This is a genomic window from Ensifer sp. (assembly GCF_035999185.1).
Classification (GTDB): domain Bacteria; phylum Pseudomonadota; class Alphaproteobacteria; order Rhizobiales; family Rhizobiaceae; genus Ensifer.
This window is the reverse complement of the sequence record NZ_DASYHB010000027.1, coordinates 1-21,765: the sequence shown is the minus strand read 5'-3', so window position 1 is coordinate 21,765 and position 21,765 is coordinate 1. Positions and strand designations below refer to the sequence as shown.

Genomic DNA, 21,765 nt, shown 5'->3' with positions numbered 1-21,765 from the left:
TCTGATTCGGGTTGATCTCGATTAGCGCTTGGAGACCGGCACGTAGTCGCGCTGCGGAGCGCCGACATAGAGCTGGCGCGGACGGCCGATGCGCTGTTCCGGATCCTCGATCATCTCGTTCCACTGTGCGATCCAGCCGACGGTGCGGGCGAGCGCGAAGAGAACGGTGAACATGGTGGTGGGGAAGCCCAGCGCCTTCAGCGTAATGCCCGAGTAGAAGTCGATGTTCGGATAGAGCTTCTTTTCGATGAAGTACTCATCCGTGAGCGCGATGCGCTCGAGTTCCATGGCGACTTCGAGCAGCGGGTCGTCCTTGTGGCCGAGCTCTGCGAGCACTTCATGCGTGGTCTTCTGCATGATCTTGGCGCGCGGGTCGTAGTTCTTGTAAACCCGGTGACCGAAGCCCATCAGGCGGAACGGATCGTTCTTGTCCTTGGCGCGGGCAATGAACTCGGGGATACGGTCAGCCGTGCCGATTTCGGCAAGCATGTTGAGCGCTGCTTCATTGGCGCCGCCGTGGGCCGGGCCCCAGAGGCAGGCAATGCCGGCCGCGATGCAGGCGAACGGGTTCGCACCCGACGAGCCGGCAAGGCGAACCGTCGAGGTTGACGCGTTCTGCTCGTGGTCGGCGTGCAGGATGAAGATGCGGTCCATGGCGCGCGAGAGCACCGGGTTGACGACATAGTCTTCGCACGGAACGGCAAAGCACATGCGCAGGAAGTTGGACGCGTAGTCGAGGTCGTTCTTCGGGTAAACGAAGGGCTGGCCGATGTGGTACTTGTAGGCCATGGCGGCGATCGTCGGCATCTTGGCGATCATGCGCAGCGAAGCGACCATGCGCTGGTGCGGATCGGTGATGTCGGTCGAGTCGTGATAGAAGGCAGAGAGCGCGCCGACGCAACCGCACATGACGGCCATCGGGTGCGCGTCGCGGCGGAAGCCGGTGAAGAAGCGCGACATCTGCTCATGCACCATGGTGTGGTGCGTAACGCGATAGTCGAAGTCGGCCTTCTGTGCCTTGGTCGGCAGTTCGCCGTAGAGCAGCAGGTAGCAGACTTCCAGGAAGTCGCCGTGCTCGGCCAGCTGTTCGATCGGGTAGCCGCGGTGGAGCAGCACGCCTTCGTCGCCGTCGATATAGGTGATCTTGGATTCGCACGACGCCGTGGACGTGAAGCCCGGGTCGTAGGTGAACATTTTCGTCTGCTTGTAGAGCGAGCCGATATCGACAACGTCAGGGCCGATCGACCCCGATCGCACTGGAAGATCCGCCGACTTTCCATCGAGTGTTACAACCGCGGTTTTATCAGTCATCGGACCCTCCGTCTTATGGCACCGTGGCACAGAGACATGCCACGAAAATGAACGTTGCGAATTTGCTATATGATTTATTTTCGACTGCCAAGCTGTACGAAAGGCAAATTGTGCGATGCGAAAATGTGCATACGGCGACGCAACAATGGCATGTTACGGCAATAAGTCCAAGCAGATCAATCATCTCGTCCGAGGATGATGCGGTACCATTCTATATAGGATTGCCGCTTTTTTCGGCAGATACCGTTCCGGTTGCGGTTGCGCGGCGTTGGTTGCATGATCACGCGCATACTTCCTGGGCAAAAGTGCAGGCACAATGAACGATACGGAAATGGGGCAGGCGTCTCATCGCGCGGAGCGTGGCAGCTTCGCGTCGGCAGGCGTCGTTGCTGCCGATGCGGCGAACGCCTTGCCCGCAAGTGCGCCGCGCCGCGTGTTCGCCGCACGGTTGAGGCGGGCTGGGCTCGGTTGGTTGGGCCGGTTGCGGCCGGCAGCGATCGCCGGATCTCTGCGGGCGGCGGTCGAGGAGGAACGCGCGTTCGGGCATGGTTTTGTGCTGGTGCCGGTGCTCTTGACCTTCGGCGTCCTCACATGGCTCACCCTGCCATTTGACCCCGGAATTGCCAAACTTGCACTGCTGCTGTGCATTTTTGGAATGGCAGCCGTCGCGTGCAAGGGAAGGCTCGCTCTCCTGAAGCCACCGTTGATCGCGGCAGCGCTGCTTGCGGCAGGCATGCTGCTGATGGCGATGGAAACGGCGCGCGTCGACACGATCGTCCTTGATGCACCGGTGACGACCAATGTGCGCGGAAAGGTGCTGTCCCGTGAGCAGGATGATCGTGGCCGATGGCGCTATAAAGTTGAGATCGAGCAAACCAGCAGGCCGCAGCTGCGCCGACAACCGTTGAAGGTCACGCTGGTGACGCGGGGTGCCGGCGATCCGTTCCCGGTCGGCGCGGTGATCGAGGGCAGGGCGCGGCTGTCTCCGCCGTCAGGCCCGGCGTTGCCCGGGCTCAACGATTTCGCTTTCGACAGTTACTTCAAAGGCATTGGCGCCGTCGGGTTCTTCTATGGCGCGCCCGAGCGGTACGAAGCCGCTGAGATCGAAACTCGCGACGCGGCCGCGTCCTTGTCCTCACAGATCTCAGCCATGGTTGCCACCATGCGCGAGACTGTCGGCGAGAGGATCCGCGCCGCAATCGGCGGCGACACCGGAGCACTCGCGGCTGCGCTGGTGACCGCAGAAGAGCGGGCGATCAGCCGCGAAACGGTGGAGGTGCTGCGGCAGGCCGGGCTTGCGCATGTGTTGGCGATCTCCGGCCTCAACATGGCGCTGGCGGCCGGCACCTTTCTCATTGGCGCGCGCACGGTGCTCAGCATGGTCCCGGGTCTCGCGCATCGTCTGTCGATCAAGAAGATCGCTGCGGGCGGTGCGTTGCTGATGGTCTGCCTCTACATTCTCATTTCCGGCGGCGCCGTGTCCGCGTTGCGCGCCTGGATCATGATCTCCATCATGCTCGTGGCGGTGTTTTTCGACCGCATGTCGATCAGCCTGCGCAATGTCGCGGTTGCCGCGCTCGTCATTGTCGTCGTGACGCCGTCGGCGGCGGCGGGACCAGGATTCCAGATGTCATTTGCCGCGACCTTGGCGCTCGTCTCCGGCTATGCGCGCTGGCGCGACCGGCGAACGGATGATGCGCCCGCAGCGGGAAAGCCAGCGAAAGGCCGCCTGGTTGCCGGTGTGGCAACGGGGGTGTTTGTCACCTCGCTCATTGGCGGCCTGGCGACGGCGGTCTACTCGATCGCCTATTTTCATAGGTTGCCGGCCTATGGCCTGATCGCCAACATCCTCACCATGCCTCTGATCAGCATTGTGATCATGCCGTTCGGCCTGTTCGCCATGCTTCTGATGCCATTCGGGCTCGAGCATTACCCATTGGTAGCGATGGCCTGGGGCCTTGATCGGATGCTCGATGTCGCTCGCTTCGTGACGTCGCTCGACGGGGAGGTGGTCACCGGCCGTATCGGACATCTCGGCTTCGTGCTGATCGCCGTCGGCGGCGTCTTGCTGTGCGTGTTGCGAAGCTGGCTTGCGTTGTCGGGAGCCGTTCTGGCGGCGGTCGGGCTTGTCAGCCTGGCGTTCGGGGACGGTCGCCCGCCGGACGTGGTGATAGCCGAGGACGGCCGGCTCATCGGTGTGGTGACGGACGAAGCAATCGCGACAAACCGCTCGCGACCCTCCGATTTCGTGTTTTCGCAATGGCAGCGCGCTCTTGCGGTAGAAAAACACCTGCCGTCCGTCACGCTTGCTTCCGCTTCACCCGACCTTTATCCGGCTACTGAAACGAACAAGAAGAGCACAGCGCCGATCGATCGGGAGAAGACGGCCGCCATCCGCACCGAGCTTTCGATGGCGATCGAGGCAAATGCCGTGGGTATTTTCGTCTGTCGGGAAAAGCAGTGGTGCGCGACCCGCACGAGCTTGGGCTGGACCATCATCGCGCTGGAGAACCCTCGTCTCTTTCCGGTTCTGTGCGACCAGGCGGACCTGGTCGTGATACCCACTCGGGTCGACGTCGGTTTGTGCCCGACCAACCGCGCCCGCATCATGGATGCACAGACACTTCGCCGCACCGGCGCAATCGAAGTTCGGGCGCTAGCGAGTGAGGGGCAAAGTCCGCCCGCCATGCACGTCCGTCCCGCCTTCACCACGCTCGCCCGCCCATGGGAACGCCATCGCGCCTATGATTGGCGCAGCGGCACGTTCATCGCTGATCCGCCGGCTTTCTGAACTGCGCCGTCCCCTCGCGCCGGCAATGGATGGTTGCGAAATTATTCTTGATTGATAAACTCCACAAATCCTTGTCATTCCGTTTCCCTTTGCGTAAACAGCCGAAAAGCGCGCGAGGCAAGTGGCGGAAGACGATCGCAACCCCTTCGCCCTGACATGACGAAACGGACCAGTACGTGAGGAACGAGATGCCGAGACGAGCCCGATCGACGATCAATTTGCTGGCAGGTGCGATGTTGGTCCTGTCTTCGGCAACCTCGCCGACGGTAGCGTTCGCTCAGACGACGAGTGCGGGGACAACGGCGGAGCCCGCGGCCACCAGCGCGCAAGTAAGCGAGACATCGCCGTCGACGCCAGTTGTGCAGGATCAAGGCGCGGCCGGTGCTGTTGTCGCAAGCGAGCCAACCGCGCGGGTGCAGCCGGCTCCGCAGTCCGCTTCTGGCGAAGGTGCTCCAGTTTCAATTGAAAACGCGCCTGCGACGGCTCAAAGCGTTCCTGCGGGCGTAGAAAGTGCGCCGGCGGCGGAAGAAGGCGCGACGAACCCTGTTCTGCCGCACGATCTATCGCCGGTCGGCATGTTCATGGCCGCCGATCTGGTGGTGAAGAGCGTGATGGTTGGCCTTGCGCTCGCCTCCGTCGCCACCTGGGCAATCTTCCTGGTCAAGGTGCTGGAGCTCATGGGCGCCAAAGCGCGCCTCACGCGTGCGGTCCGCCTGCTTTCTGCCGCCAACGGTCTGGCCGATGTCAAGGCGGCCTTTGATGGAAGGAAGGGGCCGGCGTCTGAAATGGTTGCAGCGGCGGTCGACGAGATGTCGCGCTCGGAGGCGGTTATCGACCACGCGCCTTCCGGTGGCCTGAAGGAGCGTGTGTCGTCGCTTCTGACCCGCATCGAGGTCCGCGCCGGCAAGCGCATGACGAGTGGCACCGGCATTCTTGCTTCGATCGGTTCGGTCGGCCCGTTCGTCGGCCTTTTCGGCACGGTTTGGGGGATCATGAATTCCTTTATCGGCATCAGCAAGGCGCAGACGACCAATCTCGCGATCGTCGCACCGGGTATTGCCGAGGCGCTCCTGGCAACGGCGATCGGCCTTGTGGCGGCAATCCCCGCTGTGGTGATCTACAACTACTTCGCCCGCGCCGTCGGTGGCTACAAGGTGGTTCTTGCCGACGCGGCAGCCGCGGTCGAACGGCTCGTGAGCCGCGACCTTGACCATCGTCTGGTCCGCAAGGCCCAGCCCCGCCGGCAGGATGGCTTCGCACATGCCGAGACCACCATCGCAAGGATCGGGTGAGCCATGGCCGGAAAAGTAAGCGACAGCGGCGGCGATCTCGACGAAAACAGCGAGATCAACGTCACGCCCTTTATTGACGTGATGCTCGTGCTCTTGATCATCTTCATGGTGGCGGCGCCGCTTGCCACCGTGGACATGAAGGTGGACCTGCCGCAATCGGCAGCCAAGCCCACGCCGCGCGATGACAAGCCGGTCTTCGTAACGTTGAAGGCCGATCTTGCGCTTGCGATCGGCAATGAGGAAACCGCGCGGGAGCGTTTTGCCGACGAGTTGAAACGTCTGACCGACGGCAACACCGAAACCCGTGTCCTGCTCAGGGCCGACAAGGCTGTGGACTATGGTGAGCTGATGACGGTGATGAACCTCATTCAGAATACCGGCTACACCAAAATCGCTCTCGTCGGGCTTGAAGGCGCGCCAGGCCGCTAATGCGGCTGTAAGGCCCCGCGACGTCCGCGCGGGCTGTTTTACCCGCAACGCAATTCCCTCCCGTTTTTCCGGCGCAATTTGCCGCTGTCGCTTGAAACCGGCGGGACGCCGATTTATGAGCTTACGTCAAAGGCTTTCGGATGAGGGCCAAGAGACGATCGTGCGTGCTTGCCCATGAAGCGGGCACCACGCCCAGCCGGACATGAGGGCACTACCATGAATTTCGAAGCAGCGCGCACCAAGATGGTGGACAACCAGATCCGGACGACGGATGTCACGTCCCATTCGATCCTGTCCGCATTCCTCACCGTGCCGCGCGAAGAATTCGTGCCGACAAAGATGAGAGAGCTCGCCTACATCGATACCGATATCGCGCTCGACGTTGTCAACGGCGGCGTGCCGCGTTTCGTGATGGAACCGTCTCCGCTTGCCAAGCTCCTCCAGCTTGCCGAGATTGCCAAGTCCGACGTGGTGTTGGAAATAGGTTGCGGTACCGGCTACGCGTCGGCGCTGCTGTCGCAGGTCGCCGGTTCGGTTGTCGCGCTTGAAAGCGACCAGGGGCTTGCAGCCACCGCGACCGAAACACTGGCGCGACTCGGCTATGACAACATCGCTGTCGTGACCGGCGAACTCGAGAAGGGTTATGCGGCCGAGGCGCCCTATGACGTCATCTTCGTTCACGGTTCTGTCGAGGTGTTGCCGACCGGCCTGTTCGAGCAATTGCGCGATGGTGGTCGTCTTGTCGTCGTTGAAGGATTTGGCAACGCTTCTCGCGCTAAACTCTATGTGCACGAACACGGAAAGACGTCCGAGCGGCCTGATTTCAATACCGCGGTAAAGCCGCTTCCCGGCTTCCGGCGTGAGCAGGAATTTGTCTTCTGAGGTTCCTCTTATTGAGGGAACTCAACATTTGATTGTGCTGCAAAAATAACAATGTTGCCAATTCGCAACGGGGTACTTGTTTCTTTTTGAAATGGCTGCGCAGACTAGGGTTGCCCAGTTGTCGGAATCCTGATTCCGGGTTTCAAAGAGTGCAGTGGTAGTGATTTGCTCACCAGTGGGCGGTGTGAGCGCTTTCATCGCCGTGTCTAGGCGGTGCCGTTCTTCGCTGAAGAACAGCACTGCGGAAATAGAGGGCAGGCTTTGCCGCCCCGATCGGAGAGAGAAGTAATGGTGTCGATTGTCCGCAAAGCGGCCCTCCTGGCCGCCGTTTCGACAAGTCTGCTGCTTGCCCCGCAGGTAGCGCTGGCCGAGACGATCTTCGGCGCAATGGCCAAAGCCTACGCAAACAACCCGGACCTGAACGCGGCGCGGGCCGGCCTCAGGGCAACCGATGAGAGCGTGCCGATCGCCAAGTCCGGCTTTCGCCCCCAGGTCGCGGCATTCGCGTCCGGGACGCTTTCGACCATCGACAGAGAAAAAACCCTGAGCGAAGACCTCCATCAGGGACAGGTCGGCATCACCGTAAACCAGATGGTGTTTGACGGCTTTCAGACGCTGAACAATGTTCGCGCCGCTGAATCGAACGTGTTTGCGACGCGCGAATCGCTGCGCGCCAACGAGATTTCGATTCTCCTTTCGGCCGCGACCATCTATTCCAATATCGCGCGCGACCAGCAGCTCGTATCGATCCGCAAGCAGAACATCGCCTTCCTCCAGGAGCAGGTGAATGCGGCCAAGGCGCGTCTCGACGTCGGTGAAGGCACGCGTACGGACGTGAGCCTCGCTGAAGCGTCGCTCGCCAACGCCCAGTCGCAGTTGATCGTTGCCGTCGCGCAGCTGAAGCAGAGCGAAGCCACCTATGTGCAGATCGTCGGCGATGTGCCGAGGGGCATCAAGCAGGCTTCGCCGGCTTCCAAGAGCCTGCCGCGCACGCTCGATCAGGCCGTTGCGACTGGTCTGCGGGAAAGCCCGATCATTCTGTCGGCACAGTACTCCGTTGATTCGGCCGGTTATCAGGTCAAGTCGGCCGAGGGCACGATGCTTCCCGGTGTGACGCTGCAGGGCCAGGTTGGCCGCACCACCGGCAATGCTAGCCAGTTCGACAGCAATGCATCGAGCATCACGGCACGCCTCGAAGTTCCGATCTACCAGGGCGGCGCCGAGTACGGCCAGATCCGTCAGGCCAAGGAACGTCTCGGCCAGCAGCGCATTCTCGTCGACTCCGCTCGCGCTTCGGTGCAGCAGACCATCGTTTCGGCCTATGCTCAGCTCGAGGCGGCGATCGCGCGTATCTCCGCCAACAAGGCGCAGATTTCGGCCGCCAAGCTGGCCCTGGACGGCGTCATCGAAGAGCGCAAGGTCGGTCAGCGCACCACCCTCGACGTTCTTGATTCGCAGCAGGACGTGCTTCAGGCACAGGAACTGCTGGCGCTTGCCCAGCGTGACGCTGTTGTCGCCAGTTACTCGCTGCTTGCCGCCTCGGCGCGGCTGACGGTCAAGGATCAGGGCCTGCAAGTCGCCGAGTATCGCTCCGAGGAGCATTATGAGGCCGTCAAGGACAAGTGGATCGGCCTGCGGACCGTCGACGGCCGCTGAGGCGTCCTTTCGGCTCCAAAGCATTTTTGACAACGCCCCGGTTTCCCCGGGGCGTTTCTATTTTTTCCCCTGAAAACAAATCTGTGCAAGAATCTTAAGCGTTGATTCGCGGCGTATGTTTCGGCCGCGAACTCACTTAAGGTTTGTCGATAACCGGCACATGTCCGTTTTTGGCACACATGTCAGCCGCGTCGAACGAGGATGGAAATGGCACAGCTCAATGTCGCGCGCGAACCTTCGATGGATGAAATCCTGGCATCCATTCGCAAGATCATTGAGAGTAACGAGCCCGGTCAGGCCGGTGTTTCGCCCGAGCAGCATTTCGAGGACGAGGCGGCCGACGAAATCGAGCTGACCATCGACAGTGAGATCGAAACGATCGCCTTCGCTAGGCGCGAGGAGCGAAATGAAGTGCAAAGGCCGCTGCCGACAGTGCCAGCCATCGAAGTCGCCGTCGTCCAGCCCGAGCCGGCGGCGCAGCCGCCGCTTTCGCTTGCCGACGTTGCGGCGCGCGTTCGCGCAGCCTCCGAGCGCCATGCAACAGGTTTTGCAGCGCGCGAGACGCAGCCTGTGACGGAGACGATTTCTGTCCAGGACAGCCCGGTCATAACCGCACGTATGGCTGCGGTTTCCGCGCCGAAGGCGCCAGCGCCTGAGCCGGCCGTCGCCCCGGAGGTGATGGAGGACCTGGTGGCTGCGGCAGTGTCGCCGGTACCGGAGACCCATCATGTCGCGGAGGCGGCTCATCCTGTAGCGCCTGCCGTCGTGGACGCGCCGCTCACCGACAGGTCGCTGTCCGCGATCGTTTCGCCCGAAGTTGGCCGTAAGGTCGCGCAGTCTTTCGGCGATCTCGCCCATGCGATGGATCAGGGCGCTCGTCGTTCCTTCGATGAAATTGCCGAGGACATGCTCCGGCCGATGCTGCAGGAATGGCTGGACGACAATCTGCCGACGCTTGTCGAGCGGCTCGTTCGCGAAGAAATCGAGCGCGTCGCCCGCGGTCCGCGCCGCTAAGATTTCGAAACCGTAATCAAAGAAGCCGCGCGACCGTCGCGGCTTTTTGCGTTCATGTTGACTTGCACCGGCCGTTCCGGTTTACAAGACGCAGACATCAATCTCCTAAATTGGCTCCAAAATGCTTGATAAGACCTACGATTCCGCATCCGTCGACCCGCGTATCGCCAAGAAGTGGGACGAAGAAAACGCGTTTCGTGCAGGGGCGGGTGCCAAGCCCGGCGCCGATAGCTTCTGCATCGTGATCCCGCCGCCGAACGTGACCGGTTCGTTGCACATGGGCCATGCGCTCAACAACACGCTTCAGGACGTGCTGGTTCGCTTCGAGCGCATGCGCGGCAAGGACGTCCTGTGGCAGCCGGGCATGGACCATGCCGGCATCGCCACCCAGATGGTCGTCGAGCGCAAGCTGATGGAACAGCAGCAGCATCGCCGCCAGATGGGGCGCGAGGCGTTCATCGAGAAGGTCTGGGAATGGAAGGCCGAATCCGGCGGCCTGATCTTCAACCAGTTGAAGCGGCTTGGCGCCTCCTGCGACTGGTCGCGCGAACGCTTCACCATGGACGATGGTCTGTCGGAAGCCGTGCTGGAGGTCTTCGTCTCGCTCTACAAGGAAGGTCTGATCTACAAGGACAAGCGCCTGGTCAACTGGGACCCGAAGCTCTTGACCGCGATCTCCGACCTTGAGGTCGAACAGCACGAGATCAATGGCAATCTCTGGTATCTGCGCTATCCGCTCGAGCCGGGCGTCACCTACGATCATCCCGTTGCGTTCGATGAAGAAGGCAAGGCGACAGAGTGGGAGAAGCGCGACTATCTCGTCGTTGCGACCACGCGCCCCGAAACCATGCTCGGAGACAGCGGTATTGCCGTCAATCCGGAAGACGAGCGCTACAAGCCGTTGGTTGGCAAGCATGTCATCCTGCCGATCGTCGGCCGCCGGATTCCGGTCGTCGCCGACGACTATGCGGACCCGACCGCTGGCACGGGCGCAGTGAAACTCACGCCTGCGCACGACTTCAACGACTTCGACGTCGGCAAGCGTGCAGGCCTGCGCGCGATCAACATCATGACGATCGAAGGGCGCATCACCATCAAGGACAACGAGGATTTCCTTGAAGGGCTTGCCGATCCGGCCGCCTTGCACGGTGCCTGGGACGAGCTCGAAGGCAAGGATCGCTTCGAAGCGCGCAAGATCATCGTTCGCATCTTCGAAGAGGCGGGCCTGCTCGACAAGATCGAGCCGCACAAGCACATGGTTCCGCATGGCGACCGCGGCGGCGTGCCGATCGAGCCGCGCCTGACGGAACAATGGTACGTCGACGCCAAGACGCTGGCGAAGCCCGCGATCGCCGCCGTCAAGGAAGGACGAACCAACTTCGTTCCGAAGAACTGGGAAAAGACCTATTACGAGTGGATGGAGAACATCCAGCCGTGGTGCGTCTCCCGCCAACTGTGGTGGGGCCATCAGATCCCGGCCTGGTACGGCCCGGACGGCCAGGTCTTCGTCGAAAAGACTGAAGAAGAGGCGCTGCACGCCGCGATCCAGCATTATCTCGCCCATGAAGGTCCGATGAAGGCCTATGTCGAGGACCTGCTTGAGAACTTCAAGCCGGGCGAAATCCTGACCCGCGACGAGGACGTGCTCGACACCTGGTTCTCGTCCGCTCTGTGGCCGTTCTCGACGCTCGGCTGGCCGAACGAGACGCCGGAACTGGAGCGCTACTACCAGACAGACGTGCTGGTGACCGGTTTCGACATCATCTTCTTCTGGGTCGCCCGCATGATGATGATGGGCCTGCACTTCATGAAGGATGCCGACGGCACGCCTGTCGAGCCGTTCCACACGGTCTATGTCCACGCGCTCGTTCGTGACAAGAACGGTCAGAAGATGTCGAAGTCGAAGGGCAACGTTATCGATCCGCTCGAACTGATCGACGAATACGGCGCCGACGCCCTGCGCTTCACACTGGCGATCATGGCGGCCCAGGGTCGCGATGTGAAGCTCGACCCGGCTCGCATCGCAGGTTACCGCAACTTCGGCACCAAGCTTTGGAACGCGACGCGATTTGCCCAGATGAACGGCGTCGGCAGCAGCGATGGCTTCATCCCGGAAGCCGCGTCGTTGACGATCAACCGCTGGATCCTGACGGAGCTTTCGCGCACCATCCGCGACGTTACCGAAGCGCTTGAGGCCTACCGCTTCAACGATGCGGCCGGAAGCCTTTACCGCTTTGTCTGGAACCAGTTCTGCGACTGGTATCTTGAGCTCTTGAAGCCGGTCTTCGGTGGCGAAGACGAAGCGGCCAAGCGCGAGTCACAGGCTTGCGTCGCTTATGTGCTCGACGAGATCTACAAGCTGCTGCATCCGTTCATGCCGTTCATGACGGAAGAACTCTGGGCACAGACTTCGGGCGAGGGACAGGAGCGTCCGTCGCTGCTCTGCCACGCGGAATGGCCGGCGCCGTCCTATGCGGACGACACGGCAGCAGACGAGATCAACTGGCTGATCGATCTCGTTTCTGGCATCCGTTCCGTTCGTTCCGAGATGAACGTACCCCCGGCAGCGACTGCGCCGTTGATCGTCGTCGGCGCCAACCCGCTGACGCGTGAGCGCCTGCAGCAGCACGCTCAGGCGATTGGTCGGTTGGCGCGCGTCGAGCATATCGATCATGCGGTTGTCGCGCCGCGCGGTAGCGCGCAGATCGTTGTTGGCGAAGCAACGGCTTGCCTGCCGCTCGGAAACCTGATCGACCTGTCCGCCGAAAAGGCGCGCCTGGAAAAGGCGATCTCCAAGGTGGACGCTGAGCGGGACCGCATTCTCGGCAAGCTCGCCAACGAAAAATTCGTTGCCAACGCGAAGCCGGAACTGGTCGAGGCGGAGCGCGAGCGCCTCGTGGAGCTCGACCTTCAGAAGGATTCGCTTGGTGTCGCGTTGACGCGGGTGGCGGAAGCCGGCTGAGCGCAGCCATTCGGTGTGTCTGGCGGGTGAACGTCGCCATGCGCGCTGGTTTTTCAAATCTTGATCCGCGGCGGAAACGTCGCGGATTTTGTGTTTTAGGAGTATCGGATAGAATTCCGGCCTTGAGCGCCGCATCGATTCGTCGAGGCGAGCGTCAAAAGCGGCCCCTGAATCGCCTGTGGTGGTCCCGCGGAGATTCAACGGAGCTTTTCGTCGATTTATCGCAAAAACCGATATTGTTGTCCCGGCGACACAGCTTTCCGATACTTTGGAAAATCATTCCGATGTGAGGCGAATAGCCCGGATGGGTTAGGAAAATAATTCCGAAAAACCGCGACTGTGTCTAAATCATGAGAATCTTACGTAAATTCTGTGACGGAATCGTTCGGTGAGCGCCAGGATCCGGCGTTTGCGATTTCACGCGTTCGTGAGAATACTCCCTACACAGGCGACATGAGGTGGAATGTCGCAGTTTGCAGTGCAGGGGGAGGAGCTGGATGGCTCACATGAATTTTAAGCGGGGCGTCCTGGCAGTGGCGGCTGGTTTGCTGTTTGCGTCTGCCGCCCACGCTGGCGGTCTTGAGCGCGGCGGTTACAACATCGACCTGCTGTTTGACCCGTCGGACTATGCCGCAGAAGCATCGGCGACCTACGTCAATCCGCAGCGCGAACTCAACAATGTGCAGGACGCCGCGGGGGGTGGTAACCTGAACAATCGCCCGAACTCCGGTATTGGCGACACGGAAAGCTATTGGGTGCCGCGTATCGGTGTGAAGGCTGCGATTGGCAGCAATGTTGACTGTATGGCTGACTACTCTCAGCCTTGGGGCGCACATACCAATCCAGGTCGGAATTGGGCCGGCGCCAACGATAACACCGAAACGAAGATCGATAGCGACAACTATGCGGCAACCTGCTCCTACAAGTGGGATATGGGGGCGGGACAATTTCGCGTTATCGGCGGTGTCTTCTACCAGGAAGTGAGCGGCTTCAAGGAGCGGCTTGTTCAGGAACTGCCTAGCGTCTTGGGATTGTCGGGCATTGGCCGGCTGGATCTGGAAGGCAACGGATGGGGCTGGCGTGCTGGTGTCGGCTACGAAATTCCCGAATACGCGGTGCGGGCGAGCCTCGTTTACAACAGTGCGGTTGACCTTGGTGACGTGACCGGAACGCTTGACTTGCGTCAGCTCCCGCTCGGGCTTGGTGGCAGCCCGTTGTCCGGCAGAGTTACCGACGTTTATGGCACTGCCGACATGCCGGATTCTCTGGAGCTTAAGGTTCAGACTGGCGTCGCTCCGGGGTGGGTGGTGTTCGGTTCGGTCAAGTGGACGGATTGGAGCCAGCTTCAGATCTTGCCGTTCTGCCCCACTTCGACCCGCGGCCTTGCGTCGTGCAAGGCAGGAAGCCCAGTCGAAGCAACGACGCTCGACCTCCTTTATCGTGATGGTTGGACAGTCTCCGGCGGCGTTGGACACAAGTTCAATGAAAAGTGGAGCGGTGCGGCGAGCTTGACCTGGGACCGCGGCACGAGCACCGGCCTTGGCTCGCAGACGGACACCTGGACTCTGGGCGCTGGCGTTTCTTACGCAGCCACAGAGAACATCGAGTGGCGTGTGGCCGGCGCGGTCGGCCTGATGACCGGCGGCCATTCCGGAACGGTCTTCAAGGATGGTCGCCCTTACGGTAACCGTGCGTCCTATGATTTCGATGATGACTTCGTCGGCGCGCTCTCGACCTCGATCAAGGTCAAGTTCTGATCCTACATCTTTCCGACTGCTCAAGGCCCGGTTTCGACCGGGCCTTTCTTTTGATGTGGAGCTGCTTAACCAAGCGCCCGCACTGTCCCGCAATGTGACGATTCAGCAACACTTTTAATGCTAGAGTTTGCTAGGATCAGACTCGTCCCGGCTATGTCCATTTCCCGCCACAAACAGGGAGCAGCGATAGTAGGGACAGACCTGCAGCGTGAATTCTAATTCTGCGGTGTTTGGTACGAAATGAAGCTTGGACTGTCGATCGTCATGTCAGATGTGACCCCTGGTGCCGTTGTGCAAGTGGCCAGCTGAAATGAACGTGTCGGAGGTCGTATCGAAGTTACATTGCGTAATGATTGCGCCGACATTGTCGGTGGAGTTGGTGAAGTTTTGGACGGCGGTGGGCCGTCCGGGCGTGTGTGTTTGCAGCGGTGATGAGTTCGGCGTGGCCGGCTGGAACGGAAGAATTAGACTGTGATGCTTGCGGGTGAACTGAAGTCATTGAAGGTTGCGATACTCGGCGTGTCGCTGGCGGTCTGCGGGACCCTCGCCATGCCGGTATATGCTTTTGATCCCGGGGCGGGTGTCACCAAGGAATCCGGTCCGTTCGCGCTCTTCAAGTTCGGCTTTTCCGCCTACAAGAACGGTCGCAAGGACGAGGCCGTCGAAGCTTACAAGTACGCCGCCGAAAAAGGCCATACCGGCTCCCGTTGGGCTCTGGCTAACATGTACGCCTATGGCGACGGTGTTGCCGAAAATGACCTCGAAGCATTCAAGATCTATAGCGAGATCGCCCAGCAGGGTGTGGAGCCGGGCTCCGAGGATACCGGCTATTTTGTCAACGCGCTAATTTCGCTTGCCGGCTACTATCGCCGTGGCATTCCCGACAGCCCGATCAAGTCTGATATGAGCCAGGCGCGGCAACTCTATTTCCAGGCGGCATCGACCTTCGGGGTCGCCGAGGCGCAGTTCCAGCTTGCGCGCATGCTGCTGTCGGGCGAAGGCGGTAGTGTCAACGTGCAGCAGGCCAAGAAGTGGCTGAACCGGGCGCGCAAGAGCGGGCACGCCGGCGCCATGGGTGTCTTTGGCAACGTTATCTTCCAGGAGGGCCAGACCGTCCGCGGTCTTGCCTATATGACCGCAGCCCTCGACCAGTGTTCGCCGAAGGATCGGCCCTGGCTGCAGTCGATGCAGGAGCAGGCGTTTTCCATTGCGACCGAGGACGACCGGCGCACGGCGATCTCGTTGTCGCAGAACCTGCACATGCAAGGTGACGACGACTAAGCGCGTCGCTCCTTTATCCCTGAGCCGCGATCGGCGCAGGGGGATCTCCCGACAATCCAACTGAATGCGTCCGGCGTACAGCACGGCGCATCCTGCCAGAGGCGCAAAGGTCCCTGTCCTTTGATCAGTGACGATCAAAGGACACATGCAGGGAAGTCTCAGGCCGTTGCGAACGCAAACGTCCCGATGACGGGCACGTGATCCGACGGCTTTTCCCAGGCGCGGACATGCTTGTCGATCGAGGTCGATACCAGCCGGTCGGCCGCCTCCGGCGACAGCATCAAATGGTCGATGCGGATACCGAAATTCTTGGGCCAGCAGCCAGCCTGATAATCCCAGAATGTATAGAGCGGCACGGCGTCCGTTGTGGCGCGCACCGCTTCGGTGAAGCCGAGATTGCGCAGACGGCGGAAGGCAGCGCGCGTTTCCGGCAGGAAGAGGGCGTCGTTTTGCCAGACCTTGATGTCCCAGCAGTCGTGTTCTTCAGGGATCACATTGTAGTCGCCGGCAAGAATGAATGGTTCTTCCAGCAGCAGACGCTGCTCGGCGTAGGCCGCCAGCCGGCGCATCCAGGCGAGCTTGTAGGGGTATTTCTCGCTGTCGACAGGGTTTCCGTTCGGCAGGTAGAGCGAGCAGACGCGGATGACGCCGCCTTCGACCGAGAAGACCCCTTCGATGAACCGCGACTGCTCGTCCGTGTTGTCTCCGGGCAGGCCGCGATTGACTTCGTCCGGGCGCAACTTCGACAGTAGCGCGACGCCGTTGAAGCCCTTCTGGCCGTGCGTCTCGACGTGATAGCCAAGCGCTTCGATCTCGAGGCGCGGAAAGCCTTCATCCACCGATTTGATCTCCTGGAGGCAGACGATGTCCGGGCTGGATTCCTTCAGCCAAGCCAGCAGGTCGTCTATGCGCGCCTTGACGCCATTGATGTTCCAGGTGGCAATCTTCATGGCTCGAAAAGCCCTTCCATATCGGTGAGTCCTTGCATGGGATCTTTTCTAGCCGCTCTGGATTCTTTTGACAAATCCGCTACCTGCGGGGTTTGGGGACGTTGAGCGGCAGGCAAAGGCGGTGCGCGTCAGGATCGTCCGGTCGATACGGTATAGGGTGCATTGCGTTGAATTGATTCCGCCCTGCGGCGGGCTATAGTCCCGCCCATGATCGATCTCGTGCAAAATTATTGGCCGCATATCCTGGCGCTCCTGTCGTTCGCGCTCGGCATCCCCGCGGCCATTCACGCCGCGATGACAAAGGACGATGTTCGCGCGGCCGCCGGCTGGGTCGGCGTCGTCCTGCTGTCGCCGATCGTTGGGGCGCTGATCTACGCCGTTGCCGGAATCAATCGCATCCGGCGCTCTTCGATCGGGTCGCAGCGTGCGCTGCTGCGCGGGCAGGGCCCCGATCAGTTCGGCCGCTTTGATGTGTCTGACACGGATATCGCTGGGCGTTTCGGCGAGCGGTTCGCGGCGATGAAAATACTGGGAGATCGCGTCTCTCGGCATCGCATGTGCACGGAAAACGGGATCTCGGTCCTTTCCGGGGGCGACATGGCTTACGCCGCCATGCTGGAAGCGATAGCGGCGGCGCAACGCTCGATCCTGCTCGAGAGCTACATCTTCGATCGCGATGTCATTGGCATGCGCTTTGCCGATGCGCTGATCGCGGCGGTTGCCCGCGGCGTCGAGGTGCGCGTGCTCATCGACGCGGTCGGTGCGCGCTATTCGGTGCCAAGCATCGTCGGTCATCTGGAGGACGCCGGCGTCCCCACGGCCGTCTTCAACGGCAACATCATCATGGGGTTGCGGCTGCCCTACGCCAATCTGCGCACGCACCGCAAGATTCTCGTCATTGATGGCGCGCTTGCCTTTGCCGGCGGCATGAACATCCGCGCGGGCTTCACCAGCGAGATCGCAGGACAGATGCCGGCACAAGACACGCATTTTCGAATGGTTGGGCCGATCGTGGCCGATATTTTCCAGGTTGCCGCCGAAGACTGGCAATTCTCGAGCGGAGAACTTCTGGCAGGTGAGGCGTGGAGGATCGAAGAGGCGCCTTTGCAGGCCGGTGAACCGCCCGTGTTGATGCGTGCCGTTCCGTCCGGTCCCGACGCCACCAACGAGACCAATCACAAGATGCTGATGGGGGCCTTTTCAGTCGCGCGGAAAAACATCCGACTGATGTCGCCATATTTCCTGCCGGACCGCGAGCTGATCAGCGCTCTCGTCACCGCCGCACGCCGAGGGGTGGAGGTCGATATCATCGTGCCCGCGGTCAACAATCTTCTTTTGGTCGACCGTGCGATGACAGCACAGTTCGATCAGGTGCTGAAGGGGCATTGCCGCGTCTGGCGCGCGAAGGGCGCCTTCAACCATTCCAAGCTTTTGACGGTTGATGAGCGGTGGTCCTATGTCGGATCCACCAATCTCGATCCCCGTTCGCTGCGCCTCAACTTCGAGTTCGACCTCGAGGTTCTCGACGACCGTTTCGCCCAGTCGATCAACGCGACGATATCCGACGTGCTTGCTGAGGCCGAACCGGTCACACTCGAAAGATTGCGCAAGAAGTCATTTGCCGACCGCCTGGCGAACCGCATTCTATGGTTGGGATCACCCTATCTCTAACAGCGGTTAGAAGAGCAAGCGCAGTTGGAGCGGCGAAAGCAAAGGCGTTCTTGCCGTCAGATGGAAAAGCTCGTTCCGCATCCGCAGCTTGCGACCGCATTCGGATTCTTGATCTGAAACGACTGGCCGAGCAGATTGTCGATAAAGTCGATCTCCGAGCCGCCCATGTAGACGAGGGACAGGCTGTCGATCAGCACCTTCGCATCGTCCTTCTGCAGCACCAGGTCGTCCTCGTTGGTGCTGTCGACCAGGTCGAACTTGTAGGAGAAACCCGAGCAGCCGCCGCCCTCGACGGAAACGCGCATCGCATTGTTGTGGCCGTCGGAGCGCAGGATCGTGGCAATCCGCTTTGCGGCTGCATCCGAGAGGGTCACGGTTTCTTGTGTCATCATTGCCTCCTGCCGGGGTCAAGATCCGGAGAGAAATTGTCTTGTGCTGTCGCAACGACAAAGCCGCTTTCGGGGGTTCCCTGAAGACCGCTGGCCAAGTTGTTGCTTCCGCTTGCGGAATCGGTCGATGCTTGCATGACGCGTTTCCGTGGCTTTCACTATAGGTATGAAGGCCTGAATGTCCCGTCAATGGGACGACGAGTAGGTGGAAGATGACTTTCGACAAAAAAGCGCTGGGCTTTGGTTATGGCGAACATGCGCCGTTCGCGTCGAACCCCTGGGCGACGCGCGGTCGGCTCTATCCCGAAGCGACGAGCGCGACACGCTCGGATTTTCAGCGTGACCGCGATCGTATCGTTCACACGACCGCGTTTCGGCGGCTTAAGCACAAGACCCAGGTTTTCATTGCCGCCGATGGCGATCACTACCGCACCCGCCTGACACATACGATCGAGGTGGCGCAGATTGCCCGCGCGCTGGCGCGCGCACTCAAGCTCGACGAAGATCTCGCCGAAGGTGTCGCGCTCGTGCACGATTTCGGCCACACGCCCTTCGGCCATACGGGCGAGGACGCGCTCCACGACATGCTGAAGCCCTATGGCGGCTTCGACCACAATGCGCAGTCGCTTCGCATCGTTACCAAGCTCGAACGTCGCTACGCCGAGTTCGACGGGCTTAATCTGACCTGGGAGAGCCTGGAGGGCCTGGTCAAGCACAATGGGCCTCTCCTGACGGCCGAGGGGCAGGGTACGCACGGACCGGTGCCGCAGCCGATCCTCGACTATTGCGCTCTTCACGATCTGGAACTGGCGAGCTTTGCCAGCCTCGAAGCGCAGGTCGCCGCCATCGCCGACGATATCGCCTACAACACGCATGACATCGATGATGGCTTGAGGGCCGGCTATCTGACGTTCGAGATGCTGGAGGATGTGCCGTTCCTGGCTGCGCTGATGCGCGAGGTTCACGATCGCTACCCTGGACTTGAACCCAACCGCTTCACGCACGAGATCATGCGCCGGCAGATTACGGCAATGGTCGAGGACGTCATCGGGGTTGCCCAGCAGCGGATCGCGGCGATCCGGCCACAGAGTGCTGCCGACGTGCGCCAGGCAGGCACCGTGATGGCAACCTTCTCGGACGCAATGGGCGAGACGGACAAGCAGATCAAGCGTCTGCTGATGACCAGGATCTATCGCCATCCAGACGTGATGCGCGTGAGGGAGAACGCCGCGTCGATCGTCTGCGATCTTTACCAGGCATTCATGGACGACCCGACTTTGATGCGCGAGCACTATTGGATCGACCAGATCGCTGGCATGGCGGAGCCCGCACGCGCGCGTCATGTCGGCGACTACCTTGCCGGCATGACCGACACATTTGCGATCAGCGTGCACAGGCGTTTGTTTGACCACACGCCGGATTTGCGGTAGGGACGCCCCGCCTGGAGGCTTGCGGTTCAGCCGAACCGAGCCTCCTTTTTGAGTTTTGCACCGGTCACACGTGGCCGGGAAAAGCGGACGGATCAGATGAATCTCTTCACGGACTTCGAATCAAGAATTAAGGACATTCTCGAAACGCTTGAAAGCGTTCGAGAAAAGCGATCCGAGCTTGATTTCGGACGCGTCAATGTCGAGCCGCCGCGCGATCCGAGCCATGGTGATGTCGCGACCAATGCCGCCATGGTGCTCGCAAAGCCGCTGGGCATGAACCCGCGCGCGCTTGCCGAACTCATCGTCGAAAAGCTCAAGCAGGATCCGGAAGTCGTCGAGGTTTCCGTTGCGGGTCCGGGCTTCATCAACGTTCGCCTTTCGGTTTCCTATTGGCAGAAGCTGTTGACCGCGATGGCCCGTGCCGGCCTCGATTACGGCCGCAGCACCCTCGGCGGCGGCCGCAGGGTCAACGTCGAATACGTCTCGGCCAACCCGACCGGCCCGATGCATGTCGGCCATTGCCGTGGCGCTGTCGTTGGTGACGCGCTTGCGAACCTGCTTGCCTTCGCCGGCTATGAGGTGACGAAGGAATACTACATCAACGACGCGGGCTCGCAGATCGACGTTCTCGCCCGCTCGGCGTTCCTGCGGTATCGCCAGGCGCTCGGCGAGGAGATCGGCGAGATCCCGCCGGGCCTCTACCCGGGCGACTATCTGGTGCCGGTCGGCGAGGCTCTCGCCGACGAGTTTGGCACGAGCCTCCGGCTGATGCCCGAGGACAAGTGGATGCCGCTCGTCAAGGACCGGACGATCGACGCGATGATGGTGATGATCCGCGAGGATCTGGCGGCGCTGAACGTCAATCACGACGTCTTCTTCTCCGAGCGCACGCTGCACGCAAACGGCGCTGCTGCCATCCGTACCGCGATCAATGACCTGACCTTCAAGGGCCATGTCTACAAGGGCACGCTGCCGCCGCCGAAGGGACAGCTGCCCGAGGACTGGGAAGACCGCGAACAGACGCTGTTCCGCTCGACGGAGGTTGGTGACGATATCGATCGGCCACTGATCAAGTCGGACGGCAGCTACACCTATTTCGCCGCCGACGTCGCTTACTTCAAGGACAAGTTCGATCGTGGCTTCGACGAGATGATCTATGTGCTCGGTGCCGACCACGGCGGTTACGTCAAGCGGCTCGAGGCATTGGCGCGGGCCGTTTCCGGCGGTTCGTCGAAGCTTACGGTGCTCCTGTGCCAGTTGGTCAAGCTGTTCCGCGATGGCGAGCCGGTGAAGATGTCGAAGCGCTCCGGCGACTTCGTTACGCTGCGCGATGTCGTCGATGAGGTCGGTCGCGATCCGGTACGGTTCATGATGATCTACCGGAAGAACTCGGAACCGCTCGACTTCGACTTTGCTAAAGTAACGGAACAGTCCAAGGACAATCCGGTCTTCTATGTGCAGTACGCCCATGCGCGCTGCCGTTCGGTGTTCCGCCAGGCGGCCGAGGCCTTCCCAGGCCTTGATATCGAATCACTCGACCTCGCCGGTGCCATCAACGGCCAGATCGTCGATCCGGCCGAACTCCAGCTGATTGCCAAGCTCGCAGAATATCCGCGGGTGGTTGAGGCTGCAGCACTGGCTCAGGAGCCGCATCGCATCGCGTTTTACCTGTATGATCTTGCCGCTGCCTTCCACGGTCATTGGAACAAAGGTAAAGAGAATCCGGAATTACGTTTTGTTAACGATAAAAATAGAGAATTAAGTACTGCCAGACTCGGGCTGGTGCATGCTGTCGCTTCGGTATTGAATTCCGGCCTGTCTATTACAGGCACCTCCGCACCGGAGGAAATGCGATAAGTACTGTCACCATTTTCCCACAATGCACTGGCACAGCGTTACAGGCAATTGTGAGTGGAGAGCATGGCAGACAAACAATTCGCACGAAGCGGG

15 protein-coding genes are annotated in these 21,765 nt (G+C 60.8%); 12 read left to right on the top strand and 3 right to left on the bottom strand.

Annotated elements, in window-relative coordinates; all coding sequences use genetic code 11:
- Positions 1 to 21: 21 nt before the first annotated feature.
- Entirely contained in the window at positions 22 to 1,311 is a 1,290-nt protein-coding gene (gltA, locus tag VGO04_RS02755) for a citrate synthase (RefSeq protein ID WP_327494433.1), read from the bottom strand.
- 316 nt (positions 1,312 to 1,627) lie between these two features.
- Here gltA and VGO04_RS02750 point away from each other — a divergent pair, with 316 nt between their 5' ends.
- From VGO04_RS02750 to exoR, 9 genes are all read left to right on the top strand, one after another.
- Entirely contained in the window at positions 1,628 to 4,102 is a 2,475-nt protein-coding gene (locus VGO04_RS02750) for a ComEC/Rec2 family competence protein (RefSeq protein WP_327494432.1), read from the top strand.
- A gap of 188 nt (positions 4,103 to 4,290) precedes the next feature.
- Positions 4,291 to 5,394 carry a tonB-system energizer ExbB gene (exbB, locus tag VGO04_RS02745; RefSeq protein ID WP_327494431.1) on the top strand — a complete coding sequence of 368 codons (1,104 nt, stop codon included), beginning with the start codon at positions 4,291 to 4,293 and terminating at the stop codon, positions 5,392 to 5,394.
- A 3-nt stretch (positions 5,395 to 5,397) separates the two neighbouring features.
- On the top strand, positions 5,398 to 5,823 hold the full coding sequence (gene exbD, locus VGO04_RS02740) for a TonB system transport protein ExbD (protein ID WP_327494430.1): 426 nt from the start codon (positions 5,398 to 5,400) through the stop codon (positions 5,821 to 5,823).
- 216 nt (positions 5,824 to 6,039) lie between these two features.
- Positions 6,040 to 6,705: a protein-L-isoaspartate O-methyltransferase gene (locus VGO04_RS02735; RefSeq protein WP_327494429.1), complete on the top strand. Its 666-nt coding sequence runs from the start codon at positions 6,040 to 6,042 to the stop codon at positions 6,703 to 6,705.
- Between the two features lie 288 nt (positions 6,706 to 6,993).
- The gene (locus VGO04_RS02730) at positions 6,994 to 8,361 is read left to right on the top strand and encodes a TolC family outer membrane protein (RefSeq protein ID WP_327494428.1); all 1,368 of its coding nucleotides are present in this window, start codon (positions 6,994 to 6,996) and stop codon (positions 8,359 to 8,361) included.
- 207 nt (positions 8,362 to 8,568) lie between these two features.
- Entirely contained in the window at positions 8,569 to 9,375 is an 807-nt protein-coding gene (locus VGO04_RS02725) for a PopZ family protein (RefSeq protein WP_327494427.1), read from the top strand.
- A gap of 121 nt (positions 9,376 to 9,496) precedes the next feature.
- Entirely contained in the window at positions 9,497 to 12,337 is a 2,841-nt protein-coding gene (locus tag VGO04_RS02720; RefSeq protein ID WP_327494426.1) for a valine--tRNA ligase, read from the top strand.
- A 497-nt stretch (positions 12,338 to 12,834) separates the two neighbouring features.
- Positions 12,835 to 14,094 carry an OmpP1/FadL family transporter gene (locus tag VGO04_RS02715; RefSeq protein ID WP_327494425.1) on the top strand — a complete coding sequence of 420 codons (1,260 nt, stop codon included), beginning with the start codon at positions 12,835 to 12,837 and terminating at the stop codon, positions 14,092 to 14,094.
- Positions 14,095 to 14,568: 474 nt separating this feature from the next.
- On the top strand, positions 14,569 to 15,375 hold the full coding sequence (gene exoR / locus VGO04_RS02710; RefSeq protein ID WP_327494424.1) for an exopolysaccharide production regulator ExoR: 807 nt from the start codon (positions 14,569 to 14,571) through the stop codon (positions 15,373 to 15,375).
- A 158-nt stretch (positions 15,376 to 15,533) separates the two neighbouring features.
- Here exoR and xth read toward each other — a convergent pair whose 3' ends face one another.
- On the bottom strand, positions 15,534 to 16,325 hold the full coding sequence (gene xth, locus VGO04_RS02705) for an exodeoxyribonuclease III (protein WP_327494423.1): 792 nt from the start codon (positions 16,323 to 16,325) through the stop codon (positions 15,534 to 15,536).
- 207 nt (positions 16,326 to 16,532) lie between these two features.
- Here xth and VGO04_RS02700 point away from each other — a divergent pair, with 207 nt between their 5' ends.
- Positions 16,533 to 17,996 carry a phospholipase D-like domain-containing protein gene (locus tag VGO04_RS02700; RefSeq protein WP_327494422.1) on the top strand — a complete coding sequence of 488 codons (1,464 nt, stop codon included), beginning with the start codon at positions 16,533 to 16,535 and terminating at the stop codon, positions 17,994 to 17,996.
- 56 nt (positions 17,997 to 18,052) lie between these two features.
- Here VGO04_RS02700 and erpA read toward each other — a convergent pair whose 3' ends face one another.
- Entirely contained in the window at positions 18,053 to 18,385 is a 333-nt protein-coding gene (gene erpA, locus VGO04_RS02695) for an iron-sulfur cluster insertion protein ErpA (protein WP_327494421.1), read from the bottom strand.
- 212 nt (positions 18,386 to 18,597) lie between these two features.
- Between erpA and VGO04_RS02690 the strand changes: the two genes are divergently transcribed.
- Positions 18,598 to 19,815 (top strand): deoxyguanosinetriphosphate triphosphohydrolase, encoded by a 1,218-nt coding sequence (locus tag VGO04_RS02690; RefSeq protein ID WP_327494420.1) that lies wholly within the window; start codon positions 18,598 to 18,600, stop codon positions 19,813 to 19,815.
- A 96-nt stretch (positions 19,816 to 19,911) separates the two neighbouring features.
- Positions 19,912 to 21,672, top strand: coding sequence for an arginine--tRNA ligase (argS, locus tag VGO04_RS02685; RefSeq protein WP_327494419.1), 1,761 nt, complete (start codon positions 19,912 to 19,914; stop codon positions 21,670 to 21,672).
- The last annotated feature ends 93 nt before the right edge of the window (positions 21,673 to 21,765 follow it).